General features: G+C 52.7%; 13 protein-coding genes. 4 read left to right on the top strand and 9 right to left on the bottom strand.

What is annotated here, in order from left to right; all coding sequences use genetic code 11:
- Positions 1–104 precede the first annotated feature (104 nt).
- From recN to F4Z13_03265, 4 genes are all read right to left on the bottom strand, one after another.
- A complete protein-coding gene (gene recN, locus F4Z13_03280) occupies positions 105–1,781 on the bottom strand; it encodes a DNA repair protein RecN (GenBank protein MXZ48265.1) in 1,677 nt (558 codons plus the stop codon).
- A gap of 75 nt (positions 1,782–1,856) precedes the next feature.
- Entirely contained in the window at positions 1,857–3,113 is a 1,257-nt protein-coding gene (locus tag F4Z13_03275; GenBank protein MXZ48264.1) for a glutamate-5-semialdehyde dehydrogenase, read from the bottom strand.
- 136 nt (positions 3,114–3,249) lie between these two features.
- A complete protein-coding gene (cysC, locus tag F4Z13_03270; GenBank protein MXZ48263.1) occupies positions 3,250–3,852 on the bottom strand; it encodes an adenylyl-sulfate kinase in 603 nt (200 codons plus the stop codon).
- A 169-nt stretch (positions 3,853–4,021) separates the two neighbouring features.
- Complete coding sequence (locus F4Z13_03265; protein MXZ48262.1) at positions 4,022–5,659, bottom strand: hypothetical protein; 1,638 nt, start codon at positions 5,657–5,659, stop codon at positions 4,022–4,024.
- Positions 5,660–5,888: 229 nt separating this feature from the next.
- Here F4Z13_03265 and F4Z13_03260 point away from each other — a divergent pair, with 229 nt between their 5' ends.
- The 3 genes from F4Z13_03260 to holA all read left to right on the top strand — a co-directional run bounded on the left by F4Z13_03260 (position 5,889) and on the right by holA (position 7,842).
- A complete protein-coding gene (locus F4Z13_03260; protein MXZ48261.1) occupies positions 5,889–6,320 on the top strand; it encodes a hypothetical protein in 432 nt (143 codons plus the stop codon).
- Between the two features lie 96 nt (positions 6,321–6,416).
- Positions 6,417–6,836 (top strand): nucleoside-diphosphate kinase, encoded by a 420-nt coding sequence (locus tag F4Z13_03255; GenBank protein ID MXZ48260.1) that lies wholly within the window; start codon positions 6,417–6,419, stop codon positions 6,834–6,836.
- Between the two features lie 43 nt (positions 6,837–6,879).
- Positions 6,880–7,842: a DNA polymerase III subunit delta gene (gene holA, locus F4Z13_03250; protein ID MXZ48259.1), complete on the top strand. Its 963-nt coding sequence runs from the start codon at positions 6,880–6,882 to the stop codon at positions 7,840–7,842.
- Here the strand turns inward: holA and rpsT are convergent.
- The gene (gene rpsT, locus F4Z13_03245) at positions 7,839–8,120 is read right to left on the bottom strand and encodes a 30S ribosomal protein S20 (GenBank protein ID MXZ48258.1); all 282 of its coding nucleotides are present in this window, start codon (positions 8,118–8,120) and stop codon (positions 7,839–7,841) included. The two genes, holA and rpsT, sit on opposite strands and share 4 nt — an antisense overlap.
- A 144-nt stretch (positions 8,121–8,264) precedes the next feature.
- Positions 8,265–9,140, bottom strand: coding sequence for a hypothetical protein (locus F4Z13_03240; GenBank protein MXZ48257.1), 876 nt, complete (start codon positions 9,138–9,140; stop codon positions 8,265–8,267).
- Positions 9,141–9,435: 295 nt separating this feature from the next.
- Here F4Z13_03240 and F4Z13_03235 point away from each other — a divergent pair, with 295 nt between their 5' ends.
- Positions 9,436–9,924 (top strand): N-acetyltransferase, encoded by a 489-nt coding sequence (locus F4Z13_03235; GenBank protein MXZ48256.1) that lies wholly within the window; start codon positions 9,436–9,438, stop codon positions 9,922–9,924.
- A gap of 103 nt (positions 9,925–10,027) precedes the next feature.
- Here the strand turns inward: F4Z13_03235 and lpdA are convergent, their stop codons facing one another.
- From lpdA to aceE, 3 genes are all read right to left on the bottom strand, one after another.
- Positions 10,028–11,458 carry a dihydrolipoyl dehydrogenase gene (lpdA, locus tag F4Z13_03230; GenBank protein ID MXZ48255.1) on the bottom strand — a complete coding sequence of 477 codons (1,431 nt, stop codon included), beginning with the start codon at positions 11,456–11,458 and terminating at the stop codon, positions 10,028–10,030.
- 6 nt (positions 11,459–11,464) lie between these two features.
- A complete protein-coding gene (locus F4Z13_03225; GenBank protein MXZ48254.1) occupies positions 11,465–12,763 on the bottom strand; it encodes a branched-chain alpha-keto acid dehydrogenase subunit E2 in 1,299 nt (432 codons plus the stop codon).
- A gap of 16 nt (positions 12,764–12,779) precedes the next feature.
- The coding region (gene aceE, locus F4Z13_03220) for a pyruvate dehydrogenase (acetyl-transferring), homodimeric type (GenBank protein MXZ48253.1) at positions 12,780–14,612 on the bottom strand (1,833 nt) is incomplete at its 5' end.

Raw genomic sequence — 14,612 nt, 5'->3', positions numbered from 1 at the left:
CCCATACTCAGAAAACCATTACAAGTTACTCACAGGAGTATTTTAGGAGTGCCGGTTACTTAAAACGGTAATTCCCTGAATTCAGCCGGTTTTTCCATACCACTTTACGGCAGGGAACCTCGAGCGGCTTCTTTTATGAGTTCGCGGGCAACTTCAAAGGTCTTTTCGGACACACTTTTCCCTGCAAGCATCCTGCCAATTTCCAAGACCCTCTCCTCTTCACCAAGCGCATTAACAGAGACATCCGTACCGCCCTCGCCAAACTCCTTCGCCACAAGCAGGTGGGTGTTCGCGAATTTCGCGACCTGAGGCAGATGCGTTATGCACACTACCTGGCTTTCATTGGAGAGACTCCTTATTTTCTCCCCTATGCTCTCGGCCACAACTCCCCCTATGCCGGCATCCACCTCGTCAAATATGAAGATCGAGCCGGCATCGCCGGTGGAAACAAAGCTTTTAAACAGAAGCATTATTCTTGAGAGTTCTCCTCCGGAAGCGACCCTGTTAACGGGCCTCGGAGTCTGGCCCGGGTTGGCGGAGAAAAGAAACTGCACGCTGTCCTTGCCGTCCCCCGAGAGGTCCTTTTCCGAGAATTCCACCTCGAAACGGGCGTTTTTAAGCCCGACCGACTCGGCCTGCCCGGAGAAAAGTTCCTGAAGCCGCCCGGCTCCCGCTTTTCTTGCGGCCGAAATCGAAGAGGCGACAGCGGAAACCTTCTCCCTCAGGGAATCCCTTCTTCTCTCAATTTCCTCAAGCATCTCGGCCGAATTCTCAAGGCCTTCAAGCTCGGATTCGATCTCGTGCTGCTTTTTTATTATCTCCTCGATCGAATCCCCGTGCTTCCTCTTAAGCCTGCTTATCTCTTCAAGCCTCGAGAGCACCTCTTCAAGCCTCTGGGGGTTGTGTTCTATCTTTCCCGCGAATTCACTCAGACCGTAGAAAACATCTTCGGTTTCTATAAGTATGGCCGCGATCCTGTCGCGAAGTTCTCCGAGAGATGAATCAAGGTCTGAAACCCGCTCAAGATCCAAAAGGGCCTGCTTTAGAAAACCAACCGCCGAGCTCTCTCCCTCGTACACAAGCCCGGTCGCGCTTGTGAGCGAAGATGAGAACTTCTCTGAGTTCTCAAGCCTTACCCTCTCCGCCTCAAGCTCGGAATCCTCGTTCGGCGCCGGGGATACCTTTTTTATCTCTTCAGCCTGGAACCTCAGATAATCCTCTTTTTCCGCCCCCTCCTGTTCTTTTTTCTTGAGTGCCTCAAGCTCATTCTCCGCGCGCACGAGTTCTGCGTAGGAGGCTTTGTATGCGTAGACTTCATGTTCAAGTTGAGAAAAAGCGTCTATATAACTTAAATAATTGCTTTTCTTAAGAAGACTCTGGTGTTCATGCTGACCGAACATGTTAACAAGCCCGTCGGTCACCCGAGAGAGCGTCCCGAGCGTCGCCATCGAACCGTTTATATAAATCCTGTTCCTCCCGCCCGGGTTAAAAACCCTTTTTATGACAAGCTCGCCCTCCTGGTCCCCGATACCCAGCTGCTCAAGCTTCTCCCCGATACCGCAATCGCCGGGAACCTCGAAAAGGGCTTCTACCGATGTCTGCCTGTCGGCTGATTTTACGTGGTCCGCAGTAAACTTGTCACCGAGGATTACGTTTATGGCATCGACAATCAGGGATTTCCCCGTGCCCGTCTCTCCGGTAATTATGTTCAGATTTGCCCCGAAATTGATCGAAATTTCGTCTATTATGGCAAAATTCTTAAGCCTGAGTTCAACAAGCATCTGTTTCCAAAACCCCCAGCCATAGCTTCGCGGAACGGGCAAATCCGCGAAAATCCCCCCGAGCTACCGAAAGGTTCAGTTTCTTACCTGACCAGTTCCCGTTACCACGAATTTCGAAGTGGTCAGTTCCTCAAGCCCCATTGGGCCGAACGCATGCAGTTTTGAAGTGCTTATGCCTATTTCAGCGCCAAGACCCAGCTGGAAACCGTCATTGAACCTGGTCGACGTATTGACCATGACCGCGGAGGAGTCCACTTCTTTTATGAATTTCGAAGAGTTTTCAGCGTGTTTCGTAACTATGGCGTCAGTATGCATGGAGCCGTAAGTCTGTATGTGGTCTATAGCCTCGTCAATCGTCGAAACGACTCTTACGTTAAGGACAAGGTCAAGATACTCCTCGTACCAGTCCTCTTCTTCCGCCGGAGCCACGTGGGGAACAAGTTTCCTGGTGTTCTCGCAACCCTTTATTGTGACTCCTTCTTCCTCAAGCCTCTCTATTGCGGCCGGCAGGAAATCACGCGCCACGGAGGAGTGCACAAGCATTGTCTCCATTGAGTTGCACACTCCGGGTCTTTGGACCTTCGCGTTCCGGCAGATCTCCTCGGCCATCCCGAGATCCGCATGCTCGTCCACGTAAACGTGGCAGACCCCCTTGTAGTGCTTAAGAACCGGAATCCTTGAGTTCTCCGCGACAAACCTTATAAGCCCCTCCCCTCCCCTGGGAATAATGAGATCTATTTTGTCCTCAAGCTTGAGCATTTCGGTCACGACATTCCTGTCGGCGACCGGGACGACCTGGGCTGTGTACGGCGAAAGACCGCTTTGGGAGAGGGAATCGGCCATGAGCCGGGAAATGGCGAGGTTCGATCTTATCGTTTCAGAGCCGCCGCGGAGAATTACGGAATTGCCGGATTTAACGCAGAGTCCCGCGGCGTCGGCCGTAACGCCCGGCCTTGACTCATAGATAATTCCTATAACGCCCAGGGGAATCCTTTTTCTCTCGACGGAAAGCCCGTTCGGCCTGTCCCACTTTGCCGATATCTTGCCCACGGGGTCGGGAAGCTCCGCTATCTCCCGCAGTCCGTCGGCCAGGGAACTTATCCTCGAGGGGTTAAGCCTCAGGCGGTCCACGAGGGCGGCCGAGAGACCTTTTTCCTCGGCGTCGGAAACGTCCTTCGCGTTCTCAGAGAGCAGATTATCGGTTTCCTTTACCAGAAGTTCCGCGAAGCGCAGGAGAAAGTCATTTTTCTGGGAAGACGGGGCGGAAGCCAGGGTTCTTGAGGCTTTTCTTGAATTCTCCGCAATACCGCAGATCAGCTCGGCAGGACTCATTGAGGGAGAAGACCCCGATTCATTGTTTGAAACAGACATCCGTGTTTCCGAGAAAAACTTTAACTCAATCCTATTATTATGATCTATAACCGCGAATAAAAGAAGCGGCCAGACAGAGACGGTGCCCGGACTCCCCTTATCCCATGTTCACCACATCGCGCGCGACCAGGTAATTGAGTATCTGCTGCTTGCACTCCTCGATTGTGTGTTTCTCCGTATCGACCACGATTTCTGGGCTTGAGGGCTCCTCGTACGGATCGTCAATTCCCGTAAATCCCTTTATAACACCCTCTCTCGCCTTCTTGTAAAGCCCCTTTACGTCCCGCTGCTCGCACTGCTCAACGGAGCAGTCGACAAATACCTCGACGAACTCTCCTTCCTCAACAAGCTCCCTTATCGCGTCACGGTCGGCGCGGTAAGGAGAAACAAAGGCGGAGAGGACAAGAACTCCCGCGTCCATGAAAAGCTTCGACACCTCCCCTATTCTCCTTATATTCTCCTCGCGGTCCTCGGCGGAAAAACCAAGATCCTTGCAGAGGCCCATCCTGACATTGTCTCCGTCCAGTATGTAGGTGCGGTGGTTTCGCTGTATGAGTTCTTTTTCGATTTCGTTGGCAAGAGTGGATTTTCCGGAACTCGGAAGCCCGGTGAACCATAGAATCAGAGAACCGTGGCCGTTCAGCCTTCTTCTGTCCTCTTTAGTGATTTCATGCTGATGGGGAATAACAAACCTTTCCATTTATGTTGCCTCCAATGATTGTAAGATGCGGATATGATTTAAAAAAGAGAAGGGGAAAGCAGGTTAATACAGCCAAGCTTTTCGTGCTAATTCCTCTTTCTTCCCAAAGCTCTTGGGGCAACATTATACAGCACGGAAACAAGGGTTGTCCACACTAGCGGGAATTCGTTTAATCAGAAAAAGAATTCCCCCAGATGAGGTGCCGCTTTTCTCTTCGCAGGCTTCTGCACCAAATTGCGAAAACAAGGAGCGCAGCGGGCAAAAACCGGGCAAGCACCCCGCTTCGAGACGTATCTCGCACCGGCTCTTCCGCGGCGATTGCGCACCCGGAGCCGCCTTGTCCCGCCTCCTCTCCCTGTGGCGGCATGGGACCCGGCGAAGGGGTATCCGGTTCCGGATCATTGTCCTGATTGATTAACGACACGTCGTCAGGGTCAAAGCCGTCATAGAATCTGTCCCTGCTCTGCGCCCGCTCAAGCACAATAGCGTAGCGCCTGGCGCCATCCTCCTCGCTGTCGTTCATGCCGGTTACCATCACGGTCTGCGCAACCTCCCAGTCATCGGGCGTGAACGAAAGCGCCCGGGTGTCGGCCGTTCCCTCAGACGGATAGCTGCTTCGCAGGGGAATTATGACGTCGCTTATCGGTTCTGATTCAAGCTTCACCTGAAACGCGGCCGTCCCGCCCCCTTCCGTGGTCACAAGTCCAGAAGTCGGCGTAACGCTTATTCCGGTCGGCACGCAGGAAGGCGGAAAGCCTCCGTCGCTTACTTCCCAGCCCATGTCCTTAAGCATGGCAAGACTCAGGTCCATGTCCACGGGAAAGGGGTAGAGGTATTCCATGATATCCTCCGCGTCCGTATGAACGTGGGTTATGGAGCTGCCCTCTTCAAAAGTCGGGGGAGCGTAGAGCCGGGGTTTTCCGTCCGGGGCTACGCCCGTAGATTTAAGTTCGGCCATGCGCTGTCCGTAGCTGCACGAATTTTCCGCTCCGGGCCGCGCGGTTCCGTCCCACAGAAGACCGGTGTCAGAAGTAATGGCCCGCTCCCTGTCCCGCGGCGGAAGATCAACGATAAGTTCACCGTCTTCCTCCGAATACATCTGTACGTCGTAGATTCTCTGCCACTCCGGCACGTCAAGCGAAAAACTCCGGGTTCCGCCAGTCACATCAAGGGTTGCGCTTGGAAAAGAGCCATCTTCCTCAAGGGAGGAATGAAAGCCGAGCCCGTGAATAATTTCGTGTGTGACTAGGGCGACGAAATCTATTGAAAACGGCGACACCTCCCCGCGAAAGCCGTAGTGGAAGTCCAAGCGCCTTGAGAATTTCACTATAAAGTGAGCCACAGATTCATCTATTAAAGCCCTTCCCGCGATTTTCTCCGCAAGCGCCGGCGGGTACGCTATGTGCAACAGCTCTTCGGGACCGAAGCTTACGGGGTTTCTCATATAAGTCGTGGCAACCGTGTTTTCATCCTCAAAGGACCCGAACGACACCTCGACCCGGATCGTGTTCTGACCCGGCAACTTCCGTTCAAGCAGACCGGCGGCGTGCTCAAAGGCGTTTTTTCTCGCTTCCCCGAGCGTGCTCGCGTTATTGCCGTTATCGGCGAGCAGCGCCCTTTCCTCATCCGTAAACCCTGCCGCATCATTAAACCCCACTCCGGGAACGTCGGCGTATATCGCCTTGATCGTAACCGCCCCGCTATAGGAAACCGCAGGAAAAACGGTCAGCAGAAAGAAAAGAACTCCGATGGGAAACTTGTTCGTCCCGTTTCGCTCAGTGAAGTGTAGTCCCGATTTCAGCGTCATAATCAGACCGCTCCTTTGTTTCGCCTGCAGGGAAGTCCTTGTTTCTTTTGTCAGAGAAGAGCAGTTAATCTCCACAGACCAAAGACGGAATTCCAAACATGCATTGAAAACTATATAATACTTGATTCTTAATACCGTAATAATTAGAATCTAGTTCCGAAACCGGAGGCGGGATTACCTGTTGCGGATTCCGCTTAATGGCCCGGAATCCGGTTTTCCGGAGTGACTTATGGCTTCCAAAGTTAAAGACAAGCTTGTGAGTTTCAGGATTCCCGAAAGTGATTATGACTACGTATGCTCCACCGCGGACAGCAAGGACGTAAGCTCAAGCGAAGTTATAAGAATAGCGATAGAAAAGTTTCGGAGCGAAAGCAGCGAACCTACCAGGTCCGAGGTAATCGCTTATCTGAAAAACCTAAGCGCCTCGGAAAGAGACGAGATCATAGACAAGGCGGAGGGTGCCCGGAAAAGGAAAATAAGATCTTTCATAAACGATGCGATCTCCCAGAAGCCCGGCATCAAGGGAAAAGAACTCTGCGAGATGGTAAGCAAGGAATTTCATCTGCCGATCACTCTTGATCTGAAGCACAAGGTGTATCTCAGGATAAAAAGCCGCAGGAGAAGGAAAAACCTGGTAGGGAAGCTTGAGAAGGAATACTAGATATAGTCCACTTGAAGCGGCGTGTGCCGTTCTAACCCCCGCCGCAAAGCTGATAATCAGACAGTCACTAGAACCACATAAACACGGAGGCAAGAGATGGAAAGAACATTGTCAATAGTAAAGCCTGACGGAGTCGGAGCGAACCTCATCGGTGAAGTTCTTCGAAGGTTCGAGGAGAAGGGGATAAGCGTCGTCGCGCTCAGGATGATACACCTTTCAAAAAAACAGGCAGAGGGGTTCTACAACGTGCACAGGGAAAGACCTTTTTTCTCAAGCCTCACGGACTTTATGTCCTCGGGACCGTGCGTGGTAATGGTTCTTGAGGGGGAAGACGCCATATCCAGGGCAAGAGCGATCATGGGCGCCACGAACCCCGAGCAGGCGGACCCTGGAACCATAAGAAAGGATTTCGCGTCTGGCATAGAAAAGAACATAGTGCACGGGTCAGATTCTCCGGAATCGGCCGCCTACGAAATAAGATATTTTTTCAGCGAGCTTGAAATAAACAGCCGATAGGGTCCCGCCCGCAAGCCCCCTCGGCCAGGGAGAAAAACAGGTCGTGCCTTCTGGGAAAAGCATCGACATCCATCCGGTCACCGTACTTAAAAGCACGCAGACTCTTCTCGTCGAGGACTTTATCGAGGAGCTTAAGAAGGAACTCTCGGCGGACTCTCCCAAGCTGCTGGTTGAGAGCAAAAACCTCGACGATACGTCCCTTCAGGAAATAGTCGAGGACGCGAGGACTCTCCCCATGTTCCACGAGAAAAAGCTGATCGTGGCGAAGGGATATGACGACCTTAAAAAAGACGATCTCGATCTTCTAAACGAATACGCCGGGGCCCCGGCCTCTTCCTCCGTGCTGGTCCTGCTCTCCGGGGGGACCCGGAAGGCCAAGACAAAGCCCGCAAAAGGTATAAAGCTTGTCGATCTTGACGGCGGGAGCAAACCCGAGCAGGAAATAAGACGCCTCGGGCAAAGACTCGGGATCTCCCTTACTCCCGGGGCGGTGAGTTTCGTAAAAACCATGCTCGGCGAAGACATGAACATGATTAAGAACGAGCTTGGGAAAATATCCTTCTACGTTGACGGGAAAAAACCCGTAGGCGAGAAGGAGTTAAGGGGGCTTATCGAGAAACGCAGCACCGAGAACGTGTTTTCCCTCTCGACCGCTCTTTCAAACAGGGACCTCAAGGGGTCTCTCAGGATACTGCGGGAACTTGAGAGAAACAGGGAGGACCCCCTCTCCATACTCTATATGATAGCCTGGAGATTCCGCCAGATATTCAAGGTGTCGCAGCATCTTCGGGAAGGGAAATCCGATGAAGCCATCGCCAAGGCCATAAAAACGTCCCGCGGGGCCGTCTTTTACCTTAAAAAAAGCGTGCGCAACTTCAGGGAAAACGATTTCGGCAGGATACTTGGGCTCATAGAGGAAACGGACTTCGGAATCAAGAACAGTTCCGGGGATAACTACGTACTTCTTGAAAAACTCCTTCTTGGAATCTGCTCGCGGGAAACCTAGGAGCCAGCGCTCTGGCTGAGATCTGAAAGCTTCTTTGAGAACCTCGATACGTATCTTGAGGCTTTTTTCTTGTGGATAACCCCTTTCGTGGCGGCCTTGTCGGTAAGGGAAACCAGTTCCTTGAGAAGAGCCTGCGATTTCTCGAGATCCTCGCTTCCAATAGCTTCCGAGTAACGCTTTATCTTGGTTTTAAGGGTGGACGTTACGAACCTGTTTCTCTCCCGTCTTTTCAGGTTCTGGCGATGCTTTTTCTGCGCCGATTTTGTTCTAAGGCCCATAAAATTCCTCCGGGGTTTAAAAAATGAAGGTCAAATTTTACACCTTCTCTCCACATTGTCAATAAAAACGGTGAGGAGTAACATAGGATGCTAGCCAAGAATTCCGTGAAAAGAGGCAGGGAAAACGGCGAAACAGTTAGATTTTCATTGAGATATCTTGATTCCCATATAAAACATCTCTTTTTTTTCCTTCTTTTCCGTTATCGGCTTCTCAGTCTTAATCTCTCGGGTAATTGAATTAGGTCTTTTTGCTAGTTGCAACTCTTTCTCCGATTCTCGCTTCTGTGAAACGGCTTCCGGCACTTCCGATTTAGTAATGGGTGCAGGCACTTGTAGAGAACCAAAGAAAGCACCGAGAAGAAAAAGTGTTAAGATTATAGCAACGGGTATGACCCATCCCCGCGTGTTCTGTCCGCTATCTTCACTAATAAAGTCCTCTTCTTCAGGCCTACGGGCTGTTTCAAGTTGTTGGTCACGGGGAGACTTTGGTATTGCTTTGCCCCTAAGTTTCTTCCCAGCCTTGGGCCGAAGCATTTTACGCCTAACCGTCTGTTCTAACTTTTCCGTCAAGCGTTCATGTCCCGTTTTCCAGTCAACATGGGAATCGGAAACAGGCTTGTAACCAATTTTCCTGCGTTTAGGTTTCCTCAACTTGTACAACTCGGCTAAAACCTGTCCTCTCAAGTCTCTGTCGCCCCCTCCCCATGTCTGAATCAAATAGTCATAGTAGCCATGCTCACGATACCAGTTGACCTTCTTGGCAATGTATTGTCTGTAAGAGTAATCATCAACCATTCCCCAGTGTTCCCAGTAATACTGTTCACCGTTAATAAAGAGGGTAAAGTCTGGGTAACGGAAAGATCCATCCCTGCTAGACAGTTTCCTCTCATATTCAAAGGAAATACCCTCTGAGATAAGAAGATTGGCAACAAACCTCTCTTGCTTGCTCCGAACCATATCGCCGGAATCAGTACGATACACCTTCTCCGAATCCCAGTTCTCTGTTTCCGATAAACTCATTCTATCTTCTCTTTAGATTCCGAATCAAAAGCATTGTAATTATCCTGCTCTGTTATAGTGATGTCTAGTAGGTTCTATAGTCAGGATTAGGCAGGGTTTTAGGCAATAAAGAGGAAAAATGCCTTTTTTATTTCATTGTCTTAAATTAATATAACCCATTGAGATTCCTTCAATTTTCAGGTATGTTATTATTAAACGGTGACGATGAACCACAAAATGAGCAAGAAACAACTTAGACTGGAATATGAAGAACTTCTTTCAATAAGGCGAGCAGACCCTGGCGCCCTATCTCCAAATGATAACAGATATACAGATTGAGACAGAGAGTGACCGGGAGGGGGTCGAAGAACTTCTGCTTGAGGCCTTCCCTTCTCCTTCTGAAGCGGAACTCGTACGACAGTTGCGGGAAGACGGCGATGTGGTGTTCTCCCTGGTCGCCGTAGAAGGTGGGAAAGTCATCGGCCAAGCCCTTTTCTCCAGACTGCTCGCGCCGTCCGGCTCATTGGCCCTGGGTCCGGTCGCAGTTACAGAAAGCAGACGCCGCCAAGGAATTGCCGCTACCCTGATCGAGGACGGGCTCAAACGGGCAAGGGATGATGGCTGGACGGCGGTCGCAGTACTTGGCGATCCGCCCTATTACCGGCGTTTTGGATTCAGCCAAAAAACCGTGGAGGGTATGTCTTGCCGATATGCCGGACCTTACCTGATGGGACTGGCTCTCGCGGGAAGAGGCTTCGAGGGAGCGCGTATCGAATACGCACCCGCCTTCTCAAAGCTGTCGTGAAAAAGGTCAGTTTATCCGCCTCTGGTTCGCGCCAGAAGTCCCGCCGCGGCGTCTTCCCTGCATTCCAGGATTGATAATGTCGGGGTGCTTTTCTGTGTTATGCCTACCGTGACTTCTTTCTCGGACGCCTTTTCATAATGTGAGTGCTTGCCCCGTATATGCCTTCTGCCGCTTCCATAATGGTCTCGGTCAGGGTTGGGTGAGGATGTATTGAAAAAGCTATATCCTCAGCAGTCGCGCCCATTTCAATTGCCAGCACGGATTCCGATATTAACTCCCCCGCCTGCGGTCCGACAATTCCGACGCCGACCACTCTCCCGGTCCCCTTATCGGTTATAAGCTTCGTCAGGCCATCGGTCCTGTTAAGCGTAAGGGCTCTGCCCGATGCAGCCCACGGAAATTTAGACACATTCACTTCCATCCCTGCTTCCCTGGCTTCGCTTTCGGTAATCCCGCACCAGGCGATTTCGGGATCGGTAAAGATTACCGCCGGAACGGCCCTAGGGTCATAGTGGGTCTTGGCCCCGGTTATGACCTCGGCCACGATCTTGGCTTCATACGTCGCCTTGTGGGCAAGCATGGGTTCCCCGGCAACATCCCCGATTGCAAAAATCGCCGGATCGGCCGTTTTTCTCTGGGAGTCCGTCTCTATAAAGCCCTTCCCGTCCACCTCGACCCGGGTGTTTTCAAGGCCGAGACCTTCCGTGTTCGGTACTCTTCCGACCGAGATCAGGACCTTTTCGTATTTCTCCTGGAAGCTTTTCCCATCGACTTCAAATGAAACTTGAACTTCGTTGTCTAACTCACTTATAGAAACTATTTTTGTTTCAAGCATTATAGAGCGGAATTTCCGATCGAGCCTCTTTTTAAGCACCACCGCAAGATCCCTGTCAACCCCCTGTACGAGCCCGGAAAGCATCTCGACAACCGTGACCTCGGTGCCGAGAGAAGAGAAAAACGTTCCAAGCTCAAGGCCTATGTAACCTCCGCCCACCACAAGCAGGGTTTTCGGAATCTCCCCTAGGGACAAAGCGCCGTCGGAATCGACCACGTTCGGGGAACCGAAATCCACTCCCGGTATTCTCCTCGAAACGGAACCTGTGGAGATAATGGCATTTTCGAACACTACTTCCCGCTCCTCGCCGGAAGCCGTTACAACGCGAAGGGTGCCGGAAGAGGTAAAAGACGCCCTTCCCCGCAGGTAATTCACTTTTCTGGCCTTAACAAGCGTCCTGAGCCCGCCCGTTAGCTTGGAGACCACCTCGTCTTTCCAGGAAAAAAGCTTCTCGGGGTCGATCTCCGGTTCTCCGTAGCTAAGGCCGAAATCCGCCGCGTCCCTAGCCTCCTCGGCCACCTTCGCCGCGTGCAAAAGGGCCTTTGAAGGTATACATCCCCTGTAGAGACAGACTCCTCCGGGGTTTAGCTCAGGATCTATAAGCGTTACTTTCTTTCCCTTGTCGGCGAGGGCAAACGCCGCGGGATATCCCCCGGGGCCCGCCCCTATTACCGCTACTTCCGTTACCACTCTCTCCATCGTCTGCTACACCACCCCTTCGAATATGCTCTCGGGAGAGCGCTCAAGCATTTCGCATAGCCACCTGAGGAACCTAGCGGCTTCCGCCCCGTCTATAATCCTGTGATCGTAGGAAAGCGACAGCGGGAGCATGAACCTCGGCACGAACTCCCCGTCAACATACGCGGTCTCAAAGGATGATCTTGAGACTCCCAGTATGGCCACCTCGGGCGGATTGAGAATCGGGGTAAAGAAGGTCCCCCCTATTCCCCCGAGATTGGTTATGGTGAAGCTTCCTCCCTTGAGCCTGTCAGGAGAGAGCTTTTTCTCCCTCGCCGCAGAAGATATCTCCGTTAACTCAATCGATATCTGCGTTATGTCTTTTTTGTCGACATCCCTTATCACCGGAACAAGAAGTCCTCTTTCCGTATCAACCGCGACCCCTATGTTTATGTATTTTTTGTAAACGATCGTGCGGCTGCCCATGTGTATGCTTGAATTAAACTTCGGAAACTCAGAAAGCGCCCGGGAAAGGGCTTTTACCAGAATCGCGGTTACGGTAAGGTTCCCCCCGGCTTCCGCCACCTTGTCCCTGTTAAATCTTCTGAGCTCCTCAAGCCGCGTGGCGTCCGCCTTGTCAAACTGCGTTACGTGCGGGGCCGCCCACGCCTGGGAAAGGCGCTCGGCCGTAAGCTTCCTCACGGTCGAAAAACTCTCGGTAACAGTCTCTCCCCATCTTGAGAAATCGGGAAGCTCGGGTTCCTCGGGCGCCGCCGGCTGGGCGGATGAAGCAGATCTTATTATGGCCTTTGCGTGAGCCTTTACGTCTCTCTCAAGTATTCTCCCGCGGGGACCCGTTCCTGAAACGGATGAAAGCTCTACGCCGAGCTCCCTCGCAAGACGCCTCACGGAAGGTGCCGCCGCCACGGCGAGGGGTCCCGACGGGGCGATATTGTCCGCGGGCGCGCTTTCGGGTGGTGTGGTCTGTTTTTTCTCTTCCTCGGGTTCTTTTTCAGGGAGGGGCGCTTGCGTCGCCGCGGGTTTTTCCTCTTCTTCGGCCGCAGGAGCATCCTCTGGGGGTTCTCCGCCCTCGTCGTCCCCGTTCATTCTCACTAGCACCTGGCTTATCTCGACCGTATCCCCGGCGCTTACGCACACGTCGACAATTGTTCCGTCGGCCGGGGAAGGAATCTCAACGGCGGCCTTGTCCGTTTCCACCTCGAGCAGGGGCTGCTCGAGTGCGACCCTGTCTCCGGGCGAAACGAAAACCTCTATCACCTGTCCGGATTCAATTCCTTCTCCAAGTTCGGGAAGCCTGAATTCTATCAACTTACTTTCCTCGTCACGTGACCGCGGGGTTGGGCTTCCCCCGGTCGATTCCAAATTCGCTTATCGCCTCGCTGACGGTCTCTTCATCAATCCTGCCTTCCCTCGCAAGCTCATGGAGCGCCGCGATCGCGATGTGGCGGTAGTCGACCTCGAAGAAGTCGCGGAGCGCCTCCCGGGTGTCGCTTCTCCCGAACCCGTCGGTGCCGAGAGACACAAGAGGCTTGGGAAAATAGGCGGAAATCGAATCGGGAAGACTCTTAAGATAGTCGGTCGCGGCAACAAATACCCCGTCTTCCCCTTCCATGCACTCTGAAATGTAGCTTTTTCTTCTCTTCTCTCCGGGATTTAGGCGGTTCCATCTTTCCGCCTCCTTCGCGTCCTGGTAAAGCTCCTTGTAGCTCGTGATGCTCCAGACGTCAGTCGGGACGCCGTAGCCGCTCTCAAGAACCTCCCTCGCCCAGAGAACCTCGTTCATGATGGCGCCGCTTCCGAAAAGATGTACCTTCTTCCCCGAGTCCTTGAGCAAAGAAGACGCAAACCTGTACATCCCTTTTATTATACCTTCCTCGACCCCCTCAGGCATGGCGGGCTGCACGTAGCGCTCGTTCATCACCGTTATGTAGTAGAATATCTCCTCCCCGTCCTGGTACATCCTCTTTATCCCGTCCCTGACTATCACGGCTATCTCGTAGGAAAAAGCAGGGTCGTAGGCCTTTAGGTTCGGATAGGCGTAGGCGAAATGATGGCTGTTTCCGTCCTGGTGCTGAAGACCTTCGCCCGCAAGGGTGGTCCGCCCCGCCGTGCCTCCCACCATGAAACCCCTGCATTTCATGTCGGCGGCGGCCCAGATGAGGTCTCCTATCCTCTGAAAGCCGAACATCGAGTAGTAAATGAAAAAAGGGATGGTGTTTATGCCGTGTGTCGAGTAGGCCGTGCCGGCCGCTATGAAGGAAGACATGCTGCCCGCCTCGGTTATGCCCTCTTCGAGAATCTGTCCGTCCTTTGCCTCCTTGTAGTAAAGAAGGGTGTCAGCGTCAACGGGTTCGTAGAGCTGTCCAACGCTTGAATAGATGCCCACCTGGCGGAAAAGCGACTCCATCCCGAAAGTTCTCGCCTCGTCCGGGACTATGGGGACTATCAGATCTCCTATATCCCTGTCCCGCATGAGTCTTGAGAGCATGTGGACTATCACCATGGTAGTAGCCACTTTTCTCTTGGATCCGGAAGCCTTTTTAAACTCCTCGAACACTCGCTCCGGGATCTTCCGAAGCGGCTTTGCCCGTACGGTCCGTTTCGGGATGGTTCCGCCGAGGGCATCCCTTCTCTCGCGCAGATACTTCATCTCCGGGCTGTCGGGAGCGGGCCTGTAGAAGGGAGCTCTTCTTATTTCCTGATCCGTAATCGGTATGTAAAAGCGGGTCCTGAAGCGCTTGAGTTCCTCTTCGTTAAGTTTTTTCTGCTGGTGGGTTATGTTCTTGCCCTCCCCCGCTTCCCCGAGGCCGTAACCCTTTATGGTCTTTGCGAGAATCACCGTGGGAGAACCGGTGTTCTCAACGGCGGCCTTGTAGGCGGCGTAGACCTTCTCTGAGTCGTGGCCTCCCCTTGCGAGCTTCTCAAGTTCCTCGTCTGTGTGGTTCTCGACCATCTTCTGGATTTCAGGGCGGGTGCCGAAAAAATGCTCCCTTATATACTCCCCAGGAGAGATGGTGTACCTCTGGTAATCCCCGTCAAGGGCCGCTTCCATCCTCTCGACCAGAAATCCGTCTTTGTCCTGCGCCAGAATCGGATCCCAGGTCCCTCCCCAGACAACCTTTATCACGTTCCCCCCCGGCGCCCGGAGGATTCT

Source organism: Candidatus Dadabacteria bacterium, from assembly GCA_009837205.1.
Taxonomy (GTDB): Bacteria; Desulfobacterota_D; UBA1144; order Nemesobacterales; family Nemesobacteraceae; genus Nemesobacter.
This window is presented reverse-complemented; position numbering and strand designations above follow the sequence as displayed.